14 protein-coding genes are annotated in these 12,811 nt (G+C 69.4%); 6 read left to right on the top strand and 8 right to left on the bottom strand.

Annotated elements, in window-relative coordinates; genetic code table 11:
- The first annotated feature begins 7 nt into the window (after window positions 1-7).
- Together QRN21_RS02095 and QRN21_RS02090 are read left to right on the top strand one after the other, a co-directional pair.
- Entirely contained in the window at window positions 8-1,228 is a 1,221-nt protein-coding gene (locus QRN21_RS02095) for an MFS transporter (protein ID WP_285363019.1), read from the top strand.
- A 28-nt stretch (window positions 1,229-1,256) separates the two neighbouring features.
- The gene (locus QRN21_RS02090) at window positions 1,257-1,865 is read left to right on the top strand and encodes an NUDIX hydrolase (protein WP_056278289.1); all 609 of its coding nucleotides are present in this window, start codon (window positions 1,257-1,259) and stop codon (window positions 1,863-1,865) included.
- Here QRN21_RS02090 and metX read toward each other — a convergent pair.
- From metX to QRN21_RS02070, 4 genes are all read right to left on the bottom strand, one after another.
- On the bottom strand, window positions 1,862-3,070 hold the full coding sequence (metX, locus tag QRN21_RS02085; RefSeq protein WP_053095688.1) for a homoserine O-acetyltransferase MetX: 1,209 nt from the start codon (window positions 3,068-3,070) through the stop codon (window positions 1,862-1,864). The two genes, QRN21_RS02090 and metX, sit on opposite strands and share 4 nt — an antisense overlap.
- An 83-nt stretch (window positions 3,071-3,153) precedes the next feature.
- Window positions 3,154-3,999, bottom strand: coding sequence for an endonuclease/exonuclease/phosphatase family protein (locus QRN21_RS02080; protein ID WP_230100688.1), 846 nt, complete (start codon window positions 3,997-3,999; stop codon window positions 3,154-3,156).
- A 209-nt stretch (window positions 4,000-4,208) separates the two neighbouring features.
- Window positions 4,209-5,531 (bottom strand): bifunctional o-acetylhomoserine/o-acetylserine sulfhydrylase, encoded by a 1,323-nt coding sequence (locus QRN21_RS02075; protein ID WP_056278296.1) that lies wholly within the window; start codon window positions 5,529-5,531, stop codon window positions 4,209-4,211.
- A 143-nt stretch (window positions 5,532-5,674) separates the two neighbouring features.
- Window positions 5,675-6,265 carry a TetR/AcrR family transcriptional regulator gene (locus tag QRN21_RS02070; RefSeq protein ID WP_053095691.1) on the bottom strand — a complete coding sequence of 197 codons (591 nt, stop codon included), beginning with the start codon at window positions 6,263-6,265 and terminating at the stop codon, window positions 5,675-5,677.
- Between the two features lie 34 nt (window positions 6,266-6,299).
- Here QRN21_RS02070 and QRN21_RS02065 point away from each other — a divergent pair, with 34 nt between their 5' ends.
- From QRN21_RS02065 to QRN21_RS02050, 4 genes are read left to right on the top strand one after another with little or no spacing between them, the layout of a single operon-like run.
- Window positions 6,300-7,286, top strand: a complete 987-nt coding sequence (locus QRN21_RS02065) for a DMT family transporter (protein ID WP_082586555.1) — start codon at window positions 6,300-6,302, stop codon at window positions 7,284-7,286.
- Window positions 7,280-8,062 (top strand): SDR family oxidoreductase, encoded by a 783-nt coding sequence (locus tag QRN21_RS02060; protein WP_171821902.1) that lies wholly within the window; start codon window positions 7,280-7,282, stop codon window positions 8,060-8,062. The genes QRN21_RS02065 and QRN21_RS02060 overlap by 7 nt, the downstream gene beginning before the upstream one ends.
- Before the next feature lie 2 nt (window positions 8,063-8,064).
- Window positions 8,065-8,775, top strand: a complete 711-nt coding sequence (locus QRN21_RS02055) for a uracil-DNA glycosylase (RefSeq protein ID WP_053095692.1) — start codon at window positions 8,065-8,067, stop codon at window positions 8,773-8,775.
- Window positions 8,776-8,779: 4 nt separating this feature from the next.
- On the top strand, window positions 8,780-9,397 hold the full coding sequence (locus tag QRN21_RS02050; RefSeq protein ID WP_053095693.1) for a GNAT family N-acetyltransferase: 618 nt from the start codon (window positions 8,780-8,782) through the stop codon (window positions 9,395-9,397).
- 9 nt (window positions 9,398-9,406) lie between these two features.
- On the opposite strand, the gene QRN21_RS02045 is transcribed toward QRN21_RS02050, so the two are convergent.
- From QRN21_RS02045 to QRN21_RS02030, 4 genes are read right to left on the bottom strand one after another with little or no spacing between them, the layout of a single operon-like run.
- On the bottom strand, window positions 9,407-10,201 hold the full coding sequence (locus tag QRN21_RS02045) for an ABC transporter ATP-binding protein (protein WP_082586556.1): 795 nt from the start codon (window positions 10,199-10,201) through the stop codon (window positions 9,407-9,409).
- The gene (locus QRN21_RS02040) at window positions 10,198-10,989 is read right to left on the bottom strand and encodes an ATP-binding cassette domain-containing protein (protein WP_285363018.1); all 792 of its coding nucleotides are present in this window, start codon (window positions 10,987-10,989) and stop codon (window positions 10,198-10,200) included. The genes QRN21_RS02045 and QRN21_RS02040 overlap by 4 nt, the downstream gene beginning before the upstream one ends.
- Window positions 10,986-11,852 (bottom strand): ABC transporter permease, encoded by an 867-nt coding sequence (locus QRN21_RS02035; RefSeq protein ID WP_285363017.1) that lies wholly within the window; start codon window positions 11,850-11,852, stop codon window positions 10,986-10,988. The genes QRN21_RS02040 and QRN21_RS02035 overlap by 4 nt, the downstream gene beginning before the upstream one ends.
- Entirely contained in the window at window positions 11,852-12,799 is a 948-nt protein-coding gene (locus QRN21_RS02030) for an ABC transporter permease (RefSeq protein WP_285363016.1), read from the bottom strand. The genes QRN21_RS02035 and QRN21_RS02030 overlap by 1 nt, the downstream gene beginning before the upstream one ends.
- Between the last annotated feature and the right edge of the window lie 12 nt (window positions 12,800-12,811).

The following is a 12,811-nucleotide window of genomic DNA, read 5'->3' as shown; positions in this document are numbered from 1 at the left end:
TCGACGGGTGAATCCCTCGACTGAATCGAGGGGTGCGGCGAAGTGGGCGCTCCTCTCCCTCGCCATCGGCAGCTTCGGCATCGGCATGACCGAGTTCGTCGTCATGGGCCTGCTGCCCAACATCGCTGACGAGCTGCTGCCCACGCTGTGGGCCAGCAGCCCCAAAGACGCGCTGAGCCAGGCCGGCTGGCTGATCTCGCTCTACGCTCTCGGCGTCGTCGTCGGAGCTCCCACGATCGCCGGCTTCGTCGCGCGCTACCCGCGGCATCGCGTGATGATCGGGCTGGCTCTGGCGCTGACCCTGTTCAACGCGCTCACGGTCTTCCTCCCGACCTTCGAACTCGTCGGTGCCTCGCGATTCCTCGCGGGGCTGCCTCACGGCGCTTACTTCGGCATCGGCGCGCTGGTCGCGGCTGACGTGATGGGGCCGGGCAACCGAGCCAAGGGCGTCGCCTTCATCCTCACCGGATTGACGGTGGCGAACGTGGTCGGGGTGCCGTTCGGGACCTTCCTCGGTCAGCTCTGGGGGTGGCGGGCAGCCTTCGCGATTGTGACCCTCGTCTTCGCCCTCGCGACCGTCTGCATCATCTTCTTCGTGCCCGAGCATCCCGGCTCTCCCGGCCGGACCATGCGCGAGGAGCTCGGCGTGTTCCGCATCCCGCAGGTCTGGTTCACGCTCGGCGTCGGTGCGATCGGGTTCGGCGGCTTCTTCGCGGTCTACAGCTACATCGCGCCCCTGGTGACCGAGGTGGCGGGCTCTCCCGAGTGGGCGGTGCCGATCGTGCTGGTGCTGATGGGATTGGGCATGACCGCCGGCAACCTCGTCGGCGGGCATCTCGCCGACATCGACCTGCGACGCACGCTGCTCTTCGGACTCGCAGCGATGGCGCTCGTGTTCGCACTCCTCGCCGTGCTCGCATTCTGGATCGTCAGCCTCGCCCTCCTCGTATTCGTCGTGGGCTTCGTGTCCTCGGTGCTCAGCCCGACGATCCAGACGCGGTTGATGGATGTCGCCGGAGACAATCAGTCGATCGCCGCGGCGATGAACCACTCTGCGCTCAACATCGGCAACAGCCTCGGCGCGTTCCTCGGCGGCATGGTGATCGCGGCCGGATGGGGCTTCGTCGCGCCGTCGTGGACTGGGGCGGCCCTCGCCGTCGCGGGCCTCGTGATCGCGTTGCTGTCGTATCGCACAGAGGCGCGCAAGCCCGTCCTCGTTCAGGCCTGAGCGGCATTGCGCCTCATAGAGTGAGGCTGTGACCGATCTCGACCATCTGCCCGTCGCCGGGACGGCCGTGCTGCTGCGCTCGACACCCGACGGCTTCGCTGTGCTGCTGATGCGCCGGCCGGATCGCGGTTCGTTCGCCGGTGCGTGGGTGTTCCCGGGCGGCAAGGTGGAGCCGTCCGACCGCCGCGCGGGGGCGGAGGAGAGCGACGACGCGCGTCGAGCGGCGATCCGTGAGACGCGCGAGGAGGTCGGCCTGACGATCGCCGATCCGGTGCTGCTGTCCCGCTGGCAGCCGCCGGCTGAGGCGCCGATCCGCATCCGGACATGGTTCTTCCTCGCCGGAGCGCCGGAAGCGGACCTGCGGTTCTCGCCCGGCGAGGTCGTCGACGCGGTCTGGCTGAGCCCGGTCGAAGCTCTGTCGAGGCATGCCACGGGGGAGTGGACGCTCTTCCCGCCGACCTGGGTCACCCTGCATCAGCTCAGCCGGTTCGACACGGCCGAGGACGCTCTCGCGTCGGCTGGCGAGGCGCAGCACTTCGCGACCCGAGTGGTCCAGTCGCCACAGGGCACCGACTTCGAGTGGGAGGGCCTACGGCTGCGCACCGGATCCCTGCCGTGGACGATCGATCCGATCTAGCTCGCGAGCAGACGCCGCAGGTTGCTGCCGACCGCCTCGGTCTCGATGAGGAAGCCGTCATGCCCGAAATCGCTGTTCAGCACCACGGCTTCGGTGCCGTCGAGGGTGTTCGGGATGCTGCGGGAGATGCGGTGCTGGCCGTCGACGGGGAAGAGGCGGTCGCTGTCGATGCCGAGGACGAGCGTCGTCGCCGTCACGGCGCGCAGCGCCTCTTCGACCCCGCCGCGGTCGCGGCCGACGTCGTGCGAGTTCATCGCCTCGACGAGGGTGATGTAGCTGTTCGCGTCGAAACGGCGGGTGAACTTGTTGCCGTGGAAGTCCAGGTACGACTCGACCGCGAAACGTCCGCCGTGGCCGAGAGGGGACACCCCTGACTGCCACGAGCGCTGGAACCGCTGGTTGAGCTCTATCGGACTGCGGTAGTTGAGCAGTGCCATGCGACGGGCGAGCGCCAGTCCGCGGTGCGGGCCGTCGCCGTCGGCCAGATCGTAGTACTCGCCGCCCAGGAACCGGGGATCCATCCGGATGGTCTCGAGCTGCACCGTGTTCAGGGCGATCTGGTCGGCTGTCGTGACCGGAGGCGATGACAGCACGGCGAGGCGAGCGACACGCTCGGGGTGCGAGACCGCCCATTCGAGCGCGTGCATCCCGCCCATGGAGCCGCCGATCACCGCGGCCCAGGTGTCGATGCCCAGCGAGTCGGCGAGGCGTACCTGCGCGGCGACCTGGTCGCGGATCGTCAGGTAGGGGAAGCGCGAGGCCCACTCGTATCCGGAGGGGGCGATGCTAGCCGGGCCGGTGGAGCCCTGGCAGCCGCCGAGCATGTTGGGTGCGATGACGAACCAGCGGTCGGTGTCGAGCGGTGCTCCGGGGCCGGTGATGTCCTCCCACCAGCCGGCGGTCGGGTGTCCCGCCCCGGCGGCGCCGCGCACGTGACTGTCGCCGGTGAGCGCATGCAGGACGAGGATCGCGTTGTCCCGGTCGTCGTTCAGCTCGCCCCAGGTCTCGAACGCGAGGCGGAAGCCCGGGAGCTCGGCGCCGCTCTCGGTCGGGAAAGCGCCGAACGAGGTGAAACGCCGTCCGCCGGCCGGGTCCCCGTCGCGCCAGGCGCCGGTGGCGGGAGGTCGTGCGCGAAGCAGGCGCACGTCGGCCTCCGTCACGGGCGCCGACGGCACCGTGTCCTCAGAGGTCGTCTGCCAGTCCATGCTTCCATTCTCGCCTGACGCGCGACGCGCCGGCCGCAGGTTACGCGCCCGGTGCGCCGCGGACGGATGCGTCGTCGGATCGCTCAGAACGCGAGGGTGGTGACCGTCGCCAGGTGGTCGCTGCTGCCTGCCCGCATGGTCGTCGAACCGAGCACGGTCAGGCCGCGCGTGAAGACATGATCGATCCTGGCGAGCGGGAGTGCGGCGGGCCACGTGAACCCGAGGGCGCCGTCGGTCGGCCTGACCCAGTCGAGCTGAGATCGGATGGCGCCCAGGGCAGGATCTGCAGAGGCGGCGTTGAAGTCGCCGACGACGACGACCGACCCCGATGAATCGGCGGCGACGGCATCGGCGATGCCGGACAGCATCGCGTCCCGCTCGCTCTGCACGCCCGGGCGGACGGACGCCGCGTGCATGACGTAGACGGCCACGTCGCCGTCCGGCGCATTCACGACCACACGCAGTGCGCGCTTCCAGTCGAGTCCGAGCGACAGCGCCTGCGCATCCGCGATCGGCAGGCGGCTCCACACGGCGACCGTGCCGACGGCATACGAGTGCGGGTAGTCGGCGGCGAGCGTGTCGCGTGCCGCCGCGAGGCTGTCGGCGTCGAGCTCGGTGAGGGCGATGACCTCGGCGCCGGAGCCAGCGAGGTCCGTCGCGGATTCCGCCGCGCCACCGGAGTGGGCGCGCACGTTCTGGCTGACGATCCGCACGCCGGGCGATTCGTCGGCGCTGCCCGAGGCGAAGCCCGGAGCAGACGGAGCGATCGCCAGCATCCACGCGAGGATAGGCACGAGCAGCACCAGGAGGACACGTCGGGCGAGGAGGAGGGCGACCACCGCCAGCACTCCGAGCGCGAGACCGCACCAGGGGAGAAGCGCAGCGGCCGCGGTTCCCACCACGCCCGGGACCCAGACGCACACGATCATGACCAGCACGACCAGTGCGACGACGGCGATGGCTCGCCCTGCGGGTACGTGCGTGCGTCGGCGGGTCGGCGGATGCGTCGTGGCGGCGATCGTGAGCTCCTCGGGTGGGTTCTCATTGTCGTCCGCGCCGCCTGTGCACGGGCCGAACGAGCCGGGGACGAGAAGTGCCCCGAGCCGAAGCCCGGGGCACTTGCTCTGGGTGATGGCGGTCAGGCGCGAGCGGCCTCCGACACGCGGCGAGCCGCGGCGAGTGCCTCGTCGAGGTCTGCCTTGAGGTCGTCGATGTTCTCGATGCCCACCGACAGTCGCACGAGGCCGGGGGTGACGCCGGCCGTGAGCTGCTGCTCGGGCGTGAGCTGCGCGTGGGTGGTCGACGCCGGGTGGATGACGAGAGAGCGCACGTCGCCGATGTTCGCGAGGTGGCTGAACAGCGACAGGCTGTTGACGAACTCGCGACCGGCTTCGACGCCGCCCTTGAGCTCGAACGACAGCACCGCGCCGACGCCCTTGGGCGCGTACTGGTTCGCCTTGGCGTACCAGGGCGACGAGGGCAGGCCAGAGTAGTTGACGGATGCCACGTCGTCCCGGCTGTCGAGCCACTCGGCGATCTCCTGGGCGTTCTGCACGTGACGCTCGATGCGCAGCGACAGCGTCTCGATGCCCTGGATGAGGTTCCAGGCGCTCTGCGGCGCGATGGCCGAGCCGAGGTCGCGGAGCAGCTGCACCCGGGCCTTGATGATGTAGGCGAGCGGGTCACCGACCGCGGCGGTGTAGCTCGCGCCGTGGTACGACGGGTCGGGCTCGGTGAGGCCGGGGAAGCGCTCGACGTTCTTCGACCACTCGAAGGTGCCGCCGTCGATGATCGCGCCGCCGATGGTGGTGCCGTGGCCGCCGAGGAACTTGGTGACCGAGTGCACGACGATGTCGGCCCCGTGCTCGAACGGGCGGATCAGGTACGGAGTCGCGATCGTGTTGTCGACGATCAGCGGGACGCCGCCCTCGTGCGCCACGTCTGCGACGGTGCGGATGTCGAGGATGTTGATCTGCGGATTGCCGATGGTCTCCGCGAAGAAGAGCTTGGTGTTCGGTCGCAGCGCGCGGCGCCACTCCTCGGGGTCGTCCTGGTTCTCGACGAACGTGACCTCGATGCCGAGCTTGGCGAGCGTGTACTTGAACAGGTTGTACGTGCCGCCGTAGATCGAGCTGGACGAGACGATGTGGTCACCGGCCTGCGCGATGTTCAGCACAGCGAACGTCGACGCCGCCTGACCGCTGGCGAGGACGAGGGCTCCGGTGCCCCCCTCGAGCGCCGCGAGGCGCTGCTCCAGGACGTCCTGCGTCGGGTTCTGGATGCGGGTGTAGATGTTGCCGAACTCCGCCAGGGCGAACAGGTTCGCGGCGTGATCCGCGCTGTCGAACACGTAGGACGTGGTCTGGTAGATCGGAGTGGCGCGGGCCTTGGTCACGGGGTCGGGAGCAGCGCCGGAGTGGATCTGCTTGGTCTCGAAACGCCAGGTCTCGGGTGCGGACATGTGTTCCCCCTGGAACTGTTGGAAGGTCGATTCGACTGATGTCGTTGATGCGACAGTACGGAATATCGGAAGTTGTCAACAGTGGGTGGGAAATGTGACGTAATGAACACCGGCCGGATCCCGGCGCCGGTGCGCGTGCGGGTTCAGGGCCGGCCGAGCAGCCTCGCCGCCCACGTGCGAGCGATCGCGAACGGCTCGGCGAACGTCGTCATCCCGACCGTGACGATCGCGCCCTCGTACAGCAGCATCATCGCCTGTGCCATCGCCTGCGGATCGGTGATCCCCGCTTCGCTGCAGAGCTCCTCGAACAGATCGAGGAGCCAGGCCTTCTGGCGAGACACCTCGGGGAACACCGGGTGGTCGTCGTTGCCCTCGCCGATCTCGGCTCGGGCGTTGATCGCGCTGCATCCCTTCGGGCTGTTCTCGTCGGACCAGGAGATCGCGGCGTCGAAGACCGCGAGCACACGGTCGGCGCCGGGATCGGGCACCCGGGCGAGCTGGCCGGCGACGTGGTCGCGCCACCGCGCATCCCGGTGCTGGAGGTAGGAGACGACCAGCGCCTCCTTCGACCCGAAGCGGTCGTAGAGCGTCTTCTTCGTGACTCCGGCCGCCTCGGCGATCGTGTCGACCCCGACCGCGTGGATGCCTCGCTCGTAGAACAGTCGGGATGCGGCGTCGAGAACGCGCCGCCCTCCGGGCGTGAGCGGGACGAGTTCGGGAACGGACGAGGTCATGCGGACGACTATACCGGTCTGTATAGTCGGCATCATGAGTAAACAGATCGGTGTACTTCCGGTCGTGACGACGGCGACCGCCGCGACCGCATTCGTCGTGACCTGGAGCTCGGGGTTCATCATCCCGGCGTTCGCCACCGTCGAGGTCTCGCCCCTGACGCTCCTCGTGTGGCGGTTCGCACCCCTGGCCGTCGCGCTGCTCGTGCTCGTCGTCGTCTCAGGAGCGGCGACGGGGATGCACCGACGTGAGCTCCGGATCCAGGCCTCGATAGGGATCTTCGCGCAGTTCGGCTACTGCATCGCGGTCTACGGTGCCGTCGCCGCAGGCATCGCCACCGGCACCGTGGCTCTCATCGACGCGGTGCAGCCCCTGGTGGTGGCTGTGCTCGTCGGGCCCATCCTCGGTCTGCGTGTGCGCGGAGCTCAATGGGTCGGGCTCGGAGTGGGCGCGATCGGAGTGCTGCTCGTCGTCCAGTCGCAGCTCGGCGCCACCGAGGCTCCACCTGCGGCCTATGCGCTGCCGGCCGTCGCCATGGTGTGCCTCATCGTCGGCACCCTGCTGCAGCGGAAGACCGGGGTGCAGACCGGCGTGCTCGTGACGCTGACCGTCCATGTGACGGTGACGGCGGCGCTGCTCGTGGTGATCGCGGCGGTGACGGGGACGCTGGTTCCGCCCGCCTCCGGATCGTTCTGGCTCGCCGTGGTGCTGACCGCGGCCGCTCCGACGCTCGCCGCATACGGCCTGTACTGGTGGCTGCTGAAGCGCATCGGCATCACCGCCCTGCAGGCGCTGCTCTTCCTGATCGCGCCGACGACGTCACTGGCCGGAACCATCCTGCTGGGGGAGCCTCTGACGATCCTCACGATCGCCGGATTCGCGCTGTGCGGAGCCGGGGTCGCACTCGTCCTCGTCTCCGAGGTCCGGTCGGCGCGCGTCGACTCCCGACGCGGCGCGTCGACGCGACCCGACGATGCGCAGCGGCTTTCGCGGCCGGAACATCGTACGGTGGAGGAATGGTGAACAGGCGTGCAGTGGTGACGGGTGCGAGTTCGGGTATCGGACAGGCGACGGTGCGCGCGCTGCGCGCCCGCGGCTGGGGGGTCGTGGGAGTCGCACGACGGGCGTCCCGACTGGAGGCGCTCTCGGCGGAGACCGGGGCGTCGACGATCGCGTGCGACCTGACGAACCCGGAAGCCGTCGCAGCGCTGGTCTCGGAGCTCGAGGATTCGGGACCCGTGCACGCTCTCGTGCAGGTCGCGGGCGGAGCGCGAGGCACGGATCGCATCGAGAACGCGTCGATCGACGACTGGCAGTGGATGTACGACGCGAACGTGCTCTCGAGCCAGCGTCTGGTGGCGGGGCTCCTGCCTCTGCTTCGTCGGGCAGCCGCCGCGGACGGTCACGCGGACACCGTGTTCGTGACCTCGACGGCCGCCCAGGTGGCCTACCCGGGCGGCGGAGGCTACAACGCCGCCAAGGCCGCGCAGGCCATGCTCGTGCACGCCCTCCGTCTCGAGTTGAACGGCGAGCCGATCCGCGTGTCCGAGATCGCTCCCGGAATGGTGCACACCGAGGAGTTCACGCTCAACCGTCTGGGCGGAGACGCGGTCGCGGCAGAGGCCGTGTATTCGGGCGTCGAGGCGCCGCTGCGCGCCGAGGACGTCGCCGACGTGATCGCCTATGCCCTCGACGCGCCCGCTCATGTGAATCTCGACCTCGTCACGATGCGACCCGTCGCGCAGTCGGCCAACCATCTTCTCGCCCGCGGACCGCTGCGCGTGCGGCCGATCGACTGAGGATGACCGCGCGCACTCTCGCCGAGCTCGCCGGCGACGGTCTCATGGACCCCGAATGGGCGGACGCACTCGCTCCGGTTCAGCAGACGATCACCGCCCTCGGGGAGCGGCTCCGGGAGGAGCAGGCCGCAGGACGCGGTTATCTTCCCGCGGGCGATCACGTGCTGCGCGCCTTCGAACGCCCGATGTCCGACGTCAAGGTGCTCATCACCGGTCAGGACCCGTATCCGACTCCCGGGCACCCGATCGGGCTGTCGTTCGCCGTCGACCATGACGTGCGGCCGCTGCCGCGCAGCCTGGGGAACATCTACCGGGAACTCGAGAGCGATCTCGGCATCCCGCCTGCCCCGCACGGAGATCTGTCCGCGTGGAGCGACCAGGGGGTCCTGCTGCTCAACAGGGTGCTGACCGTGCGGCCCGGCGAGGCCGGCTCCCATCGCCGCTGGGGATGGGAGCAGGTGACCGAGCTCGCGATCCGCGCACTCGTCGCGCGGGACCAGCCGCTCGTCGCGATCCTGTGGGGCAAGGACGCGGCGAATCTGCAGCCCCTCCTCGGCGAGACCCCCGTGATCGCCTCGGCGCACCCGTCTCCGCTCTCCGCACGGCGCGGATTCTTCGGCTCTCGGCCGTTCTCGCGAGCGAACGAGCTGCTCGACGGGCTCGGTGCGAGTCCGATCGACTGGCGCGTCGGCGAAGCGCCCCCTCTAAGCTGATCGCATGCAGTTCGAGCCCGGTGATCGCCGCCGTGTGCTGCCGCGCCATCTGCGCCCGCAGCCCGAACCCGACGTGTTCTCGTACTCGATCCGCCCCGCACGTTCGGGCGACCTCCCGTACGTGCGCGAGATCTACAACCATTTCGTCAGCAATTCGGTGGTCACTCTCGATGAGCGGCGCAGCAGCATCCCCTACTGGCGTGAGAAGTTCGCGCTGCTGAGCAAGCTCGGCCTGCCCTTCCTGGTAGCGGTCTCGCCGGCGGGGGTCGTGATCGGGTACGCGCTGGCGCAGCCGTGGGCGGGCAAGAACGCGTACCGGTACACCGTTGAGGACTCGATCTACCTCGGCCCGGGAGCCGGCGGCAAGGGGCTCGGAGCTGCGCTGCTGCAGGCGCTCATCGACGCCTGCGAACAGCTCGGCATCCGCGAGATGGTGGCCGTGATCAGCGACACGAAGGCCGACGCCTCGATCCGGCTCCACGCGAAGCTCGGCTTCGTCGAGGCCGGACGGATGGGCCGAGTCGGGCACAAGTTCGGCCGCGACCTCGGGACTGTCTACATGCGCCGCGCGCTGCGTCCCAGCCGTCGACGGAAGTTCTTCAGCACGAGCTCGGCGCGCTGACGACCCTGCTCACGACGGGGGAGCGGGGATCACGGGGATCGCGGCGAGGAGAGCCTTCGTGTAGTCCTGCGTCGGGCGCAGCAGCACGTCCGCGGTGGATCCTCGCTCGACGACGGCGCCGTCCTTCATCACGACCACCGTGTCGCACAGGTTCTGCACCACGCCGATGTCGTGGGACACCAGGACGAGCGTCAGGTCGGCGCTGCGTCGCAGCTCGATCAGGAGCTCGAGGATCTGAGCTCGCACGGTCACGTCGAGCGCCGACAGGGGCTCGTCTCCGACGAGGATGCGGGGTCGATGCACGATGGCGCGGGCCAACGCGATCCGCTGCCGCTGCCCTCCCGAGAACTCATGCGGGTAGCGGTCGCCCATCTCGGGTTCGAGGCCGACCTGCTCGAGCACGTCGCGCACGCGCGCGCGGTGGTCTCCCTCGATGCCGAGCGCCCAGAGAGGCTCGCGGATGATCTGGGCGGCGGTCATCCGAGGGTCCAGCGATGCGTACGGGTCCTGGAACACGAGCCCGGTCTGACGGCGCAGCCAGTGCAGCGAGCGGGCGGATGCCGCGGCATCCACGACTCTTCCATCGACGGTGACGGTGCCGGACGTCGGACGGTCGAGTCCGAGCAGCAGTCTGACGAGCGTCGATTTCCCCGACCCGGATTCGCCGATGATCCCGACGGACGACCCCTCGACGATGTCGAGGTCGGTCGGCGCCAAGGCTGTCTGCCTGCGCGTCGGCTCGAAGGCGGAGCGCTTGGGGATCACGAAGTCACGCCGCAGAGACCGCGCCTCGATCAGGCTCATCGCGTGCCTCCCTCGGGCCGCCACAGGGTCGCGGTCGCGTCGCGGAGCAGCCCTTGGGTGATCGGCGACGTCGGGGCGGTGAGGAGCGTGCTCACGGGAGCCGCCTCGACCACGTGGCCGTCTTCGAGGACCACGCCCTGGGTCGCGACCTGAGCGAGGACGGCGAGATCGTGGGTGATGAACACGAGTGACATGCCCTGCTCCTCGACGAGGTTCAACAGCAGAGCGAGGATCTCGGCTTGGATCGTGACGTCGAGAGCGGTCGTCGGCTCATCGGCGATGAGCAGACGCGGTCGGCACGCGAGTGCCATCGCGATCGCCACCCGCTGCCTCTGACCGCCGGACAGTTGGTGCGGATACCGATCGACGATCGACGCCGGGTCGGGCAGGCGCACGCGAGCCGCCTCCTGGATCGCTCGCTCTCGGGCCTCTCGTCGACCGATGCCCTCGTGGATGCGGATCGACTCGGCGATCTGCCTGCCGACCGTGCGGATCGGGTTCAGAGCGGTGCGCGGCTCCTGGAAGACGATCCCGATCTCGTCACCGCGCAGGCGTGCGAGCTCGCGATCCGGCATTCCGATCAGCTCAGTGCCGTTCCAGCGGATGCTGCCGCTCGCGGTCGCGCCGTCGGGAAGGAGCCCGAGAACGGCCAGGGCGGTCAAGGACTTGCCGGATCCGGATTCGCCGATCAGGCCCAGGCGCGATCCGTCCGGCACCTCGAACGAGACGCCGTCGACCACCGGCCGTCCGTCGATGCGGACGACGAGGTCGGTCACTTCGAGACTCATGCGATCACCGCCGGCGTGTGGATCTCGGCGGCGCGATGGCGCAGCGTGGGATCGGTGGCCTCGCGCAGGCCGTCGCCCAGGAGGTTGAGAGCGAGCACCGTGATCGTGATCGCGAGGCCCGGCCAGATGACCGAGAGGGGATGCACGCCGATGTAGCGCTGGAGATCGGCGAGCAGCAGCCCCCAGCTCGGCTCCACCACCGACGCGCCGAAGCCCAGGTACGACAGTCCCGCTTCGGCGAGCACGGCGACCGCCATCGACCACGACAGCTGCACGATGAACACCGGCGCGACGTTGGGCAGCAGGTGGCGCGCGAGGCTCTGACCGGTCGTCAGGCCGGAGGCCCGCGCGGCGAGGATGAAGTCGCTCTGCTGCACGCGGCGCAGCTCTGGTCGGGTGACGCGAGCGATGTTGACGCCGAAGCCGATGCCCACCGACCAGATCACCACCCAGAGCGAGCCGCCCCAGACCGACGAGATCATCATCGCGATGAGCAGCACGGGGAAGGCGATCAGGATGTCGACGAGCACGGCCACCGTCTCACGCAGCCACCGTGCCGTGAGCGCGCCGAGCGCGGCCAGGGCGATGCCGACGACCGTGGCGACGAGCCCGGCGCCGATGCTCACGAACACCGTCGTCCGAGAGCCCGCCATGAGCAGACTGAGGATGTCGCGCCCGGTGTCGTCGGTGCCGAGCAGATGGGGCCAGCCGGGGACACCCCAGCGAGCCGCCAGATCGGACTCCTGCGGGTCGAACGGCGTCCAGAACAGCGAGACGAGCGCCGTGAGAGCGACGATGGCGACGACGATCAGACCGAATCGCCCGGTCGCGGTCCGCCACAGTCTCGACAGCCAACCGGACATCAGGCCTCCCTCTGCCGAGGATCGATCGCACGATGGACCAGATCGACGAGGAAGCCCACCACGAGCACGAAACCGGTGAGCACGAGCAGCTCGCTCTGCACCTTGACGAGGTCGCGCGTTCCGACGTCGGCCACGAGCATCCGCCCGATGCCCGGGAGGGTGAACAGCTGCTCGATGACGACCGAGCCGACGATGATGCCCGCGACCTGCAGTCCGAGGACAGTGATGATCGAGAGTCCGACTGCCGGTATGCCGTGGGAGATAAGGGCGCGCGTGCGGGTGAGTCCCTTGGCGGCGGCGGTGCGGACGAAGTCCTGTCCCGCAGCCTGCAGGGTCGCACTGCGCACGAATCTCATGAGCATCGCGCCCTCGACGATGCCGATCGTGAGAGCGGGCAGCAGCAGCGACTCGATCGCTCGCCAGGGCGTGCTCCACCCGGTGCGGGGAAAGCCCTGCGGGGGAAGCCAGCCGAGCCAGACCGAGAAGACGACGATGAGCATCATGCCCGCCCAGACGACGGGCACCGCGGCGAGAGCCTGCGCGCCGACGCTCAGCGCCGTGCCTCCGCGACCGCCACGACGCAGCGCGGCCAGGATTCCGAACGGCACGGCGATGAGGACGGCGATGAGCAGGGAGAGGATGCCGAGCGGGACCGTGACCCGCGCCTTCTCGAGCAGCTCCTCGCCGACCGAGGCGCCCGAGAGGAGCGACGTGCCGAGATCGCCGCGGAAGATCCCGCCGATCCACTCCGCGTACTGCGCGGGGAGAGGACGGTTCAGACCGAGGGAGTCGCGAAGGGCCTCCACCTCGTCGGGGGAGGCCTGCGTGCCCGCGATCAGCTGCGCGACATCGCCGGGGAAGACCCTGAGGGTCAGGAAGATCACCGCACTCGAGACGAGGAGCCCTGCGATGAGCAGGGCTCCTCGAACGAGCGCGTAGCGGATCACGACGTGCGCGTC

The sequence above is a fragment of the Microbacterium sp. LMC-P-041 genome (genome assembly GCF_030209555.1).
Lineage (GTDB): Bacteria > Actinomycetota > Actinomycetes > Actinomycetales > Microbacteriaceae > Microbacterium.
The sequence above is the reverse complement of the archived record's forward strand: the minus strand, read 5'-3'. Positions and strand labels throughout refer to the sequence as shown.

Bases quoted from the DNA above. Each gene is read 5' to 3' on its own strand.
- metX (WP_053095688.1), bottom strand. From the start codon at position 3,070: ATGGACTGGCAGACGACCTCTGAGGACACGGTGCCGTCGGCGCCCGTG.
- QRN21_RS02080 (WP_230100688.1), bottom strand. From the start codon at position 3,999: ATGATCGTGTGCGTCTGGGTCCCGGGCGTGGTGGGAACCGCGGCCGCT.
- QRN21_RS02075 (WP_056278296.1), bottom strand. From the start codon at position 5,531: ATGTCCGCACCCGAGACCTGGCGTTTCGAGACCAAGCAGATCCACTCC.
- QRN21_RS02070 (WP_053095691.1), bottom strand. From the start codon at position 6,265: ATGACCTCGTCCGTTCCCGAACTCGTCCCGCTCACGCCCGGAGGGCGG.
- QRN21_RS02065 (WP_082586555.1), top strand. From the start codon at position 6,300: ATGAGTAAACAGATCGGTGTACTTCCGGTCGTGACGACGGCGACCGCC.
- QRN21_RS02060 (WP_171821902.1), top strand. From the start codon at position 7,280: ATGGTGAACAGGCGTGCAGTGGTGACGGGTGCGAGTTCGGGTATCGGA.
- QRN21_RS02055 (WP_053095692.1), top strand. From the start codon at position 8,065: ATGACCGCGCGCACTCTCGCCGAGCTCGCCGGCGACGGTCTCATGGAC.
- QRN21_RS02050 (WP_053095693.1), top strand. From the start codon at position 8,780: ATGCAGTTCGAGCCCGGTGATCGCCGCCGTGTGCTGCCGCGCCATCTG.
- QRN21_RS02045 (WP_082586556.1), bottom strand. From the start codon at position 10,201: ATGAGCCTGATCGAGGCGCGGTCTCTGCGGCGTGACTTCGTGATCCCC.
- QRN21_RS02040 (WP_285363018.1), bottom strand. From the start codon at position 10,989: ATGAGTCTCGAAGTGACCGACCTCGTCGTCCGCATCGACGGACGGCCG.
- QRN21_RS02035 (WP_285363017.1), bottom strand. From the start codon at position 11,852: ATGTCCGGTTGGCTGTCGAGACTGTGGCGGACCGCGACCGGGCGATTC.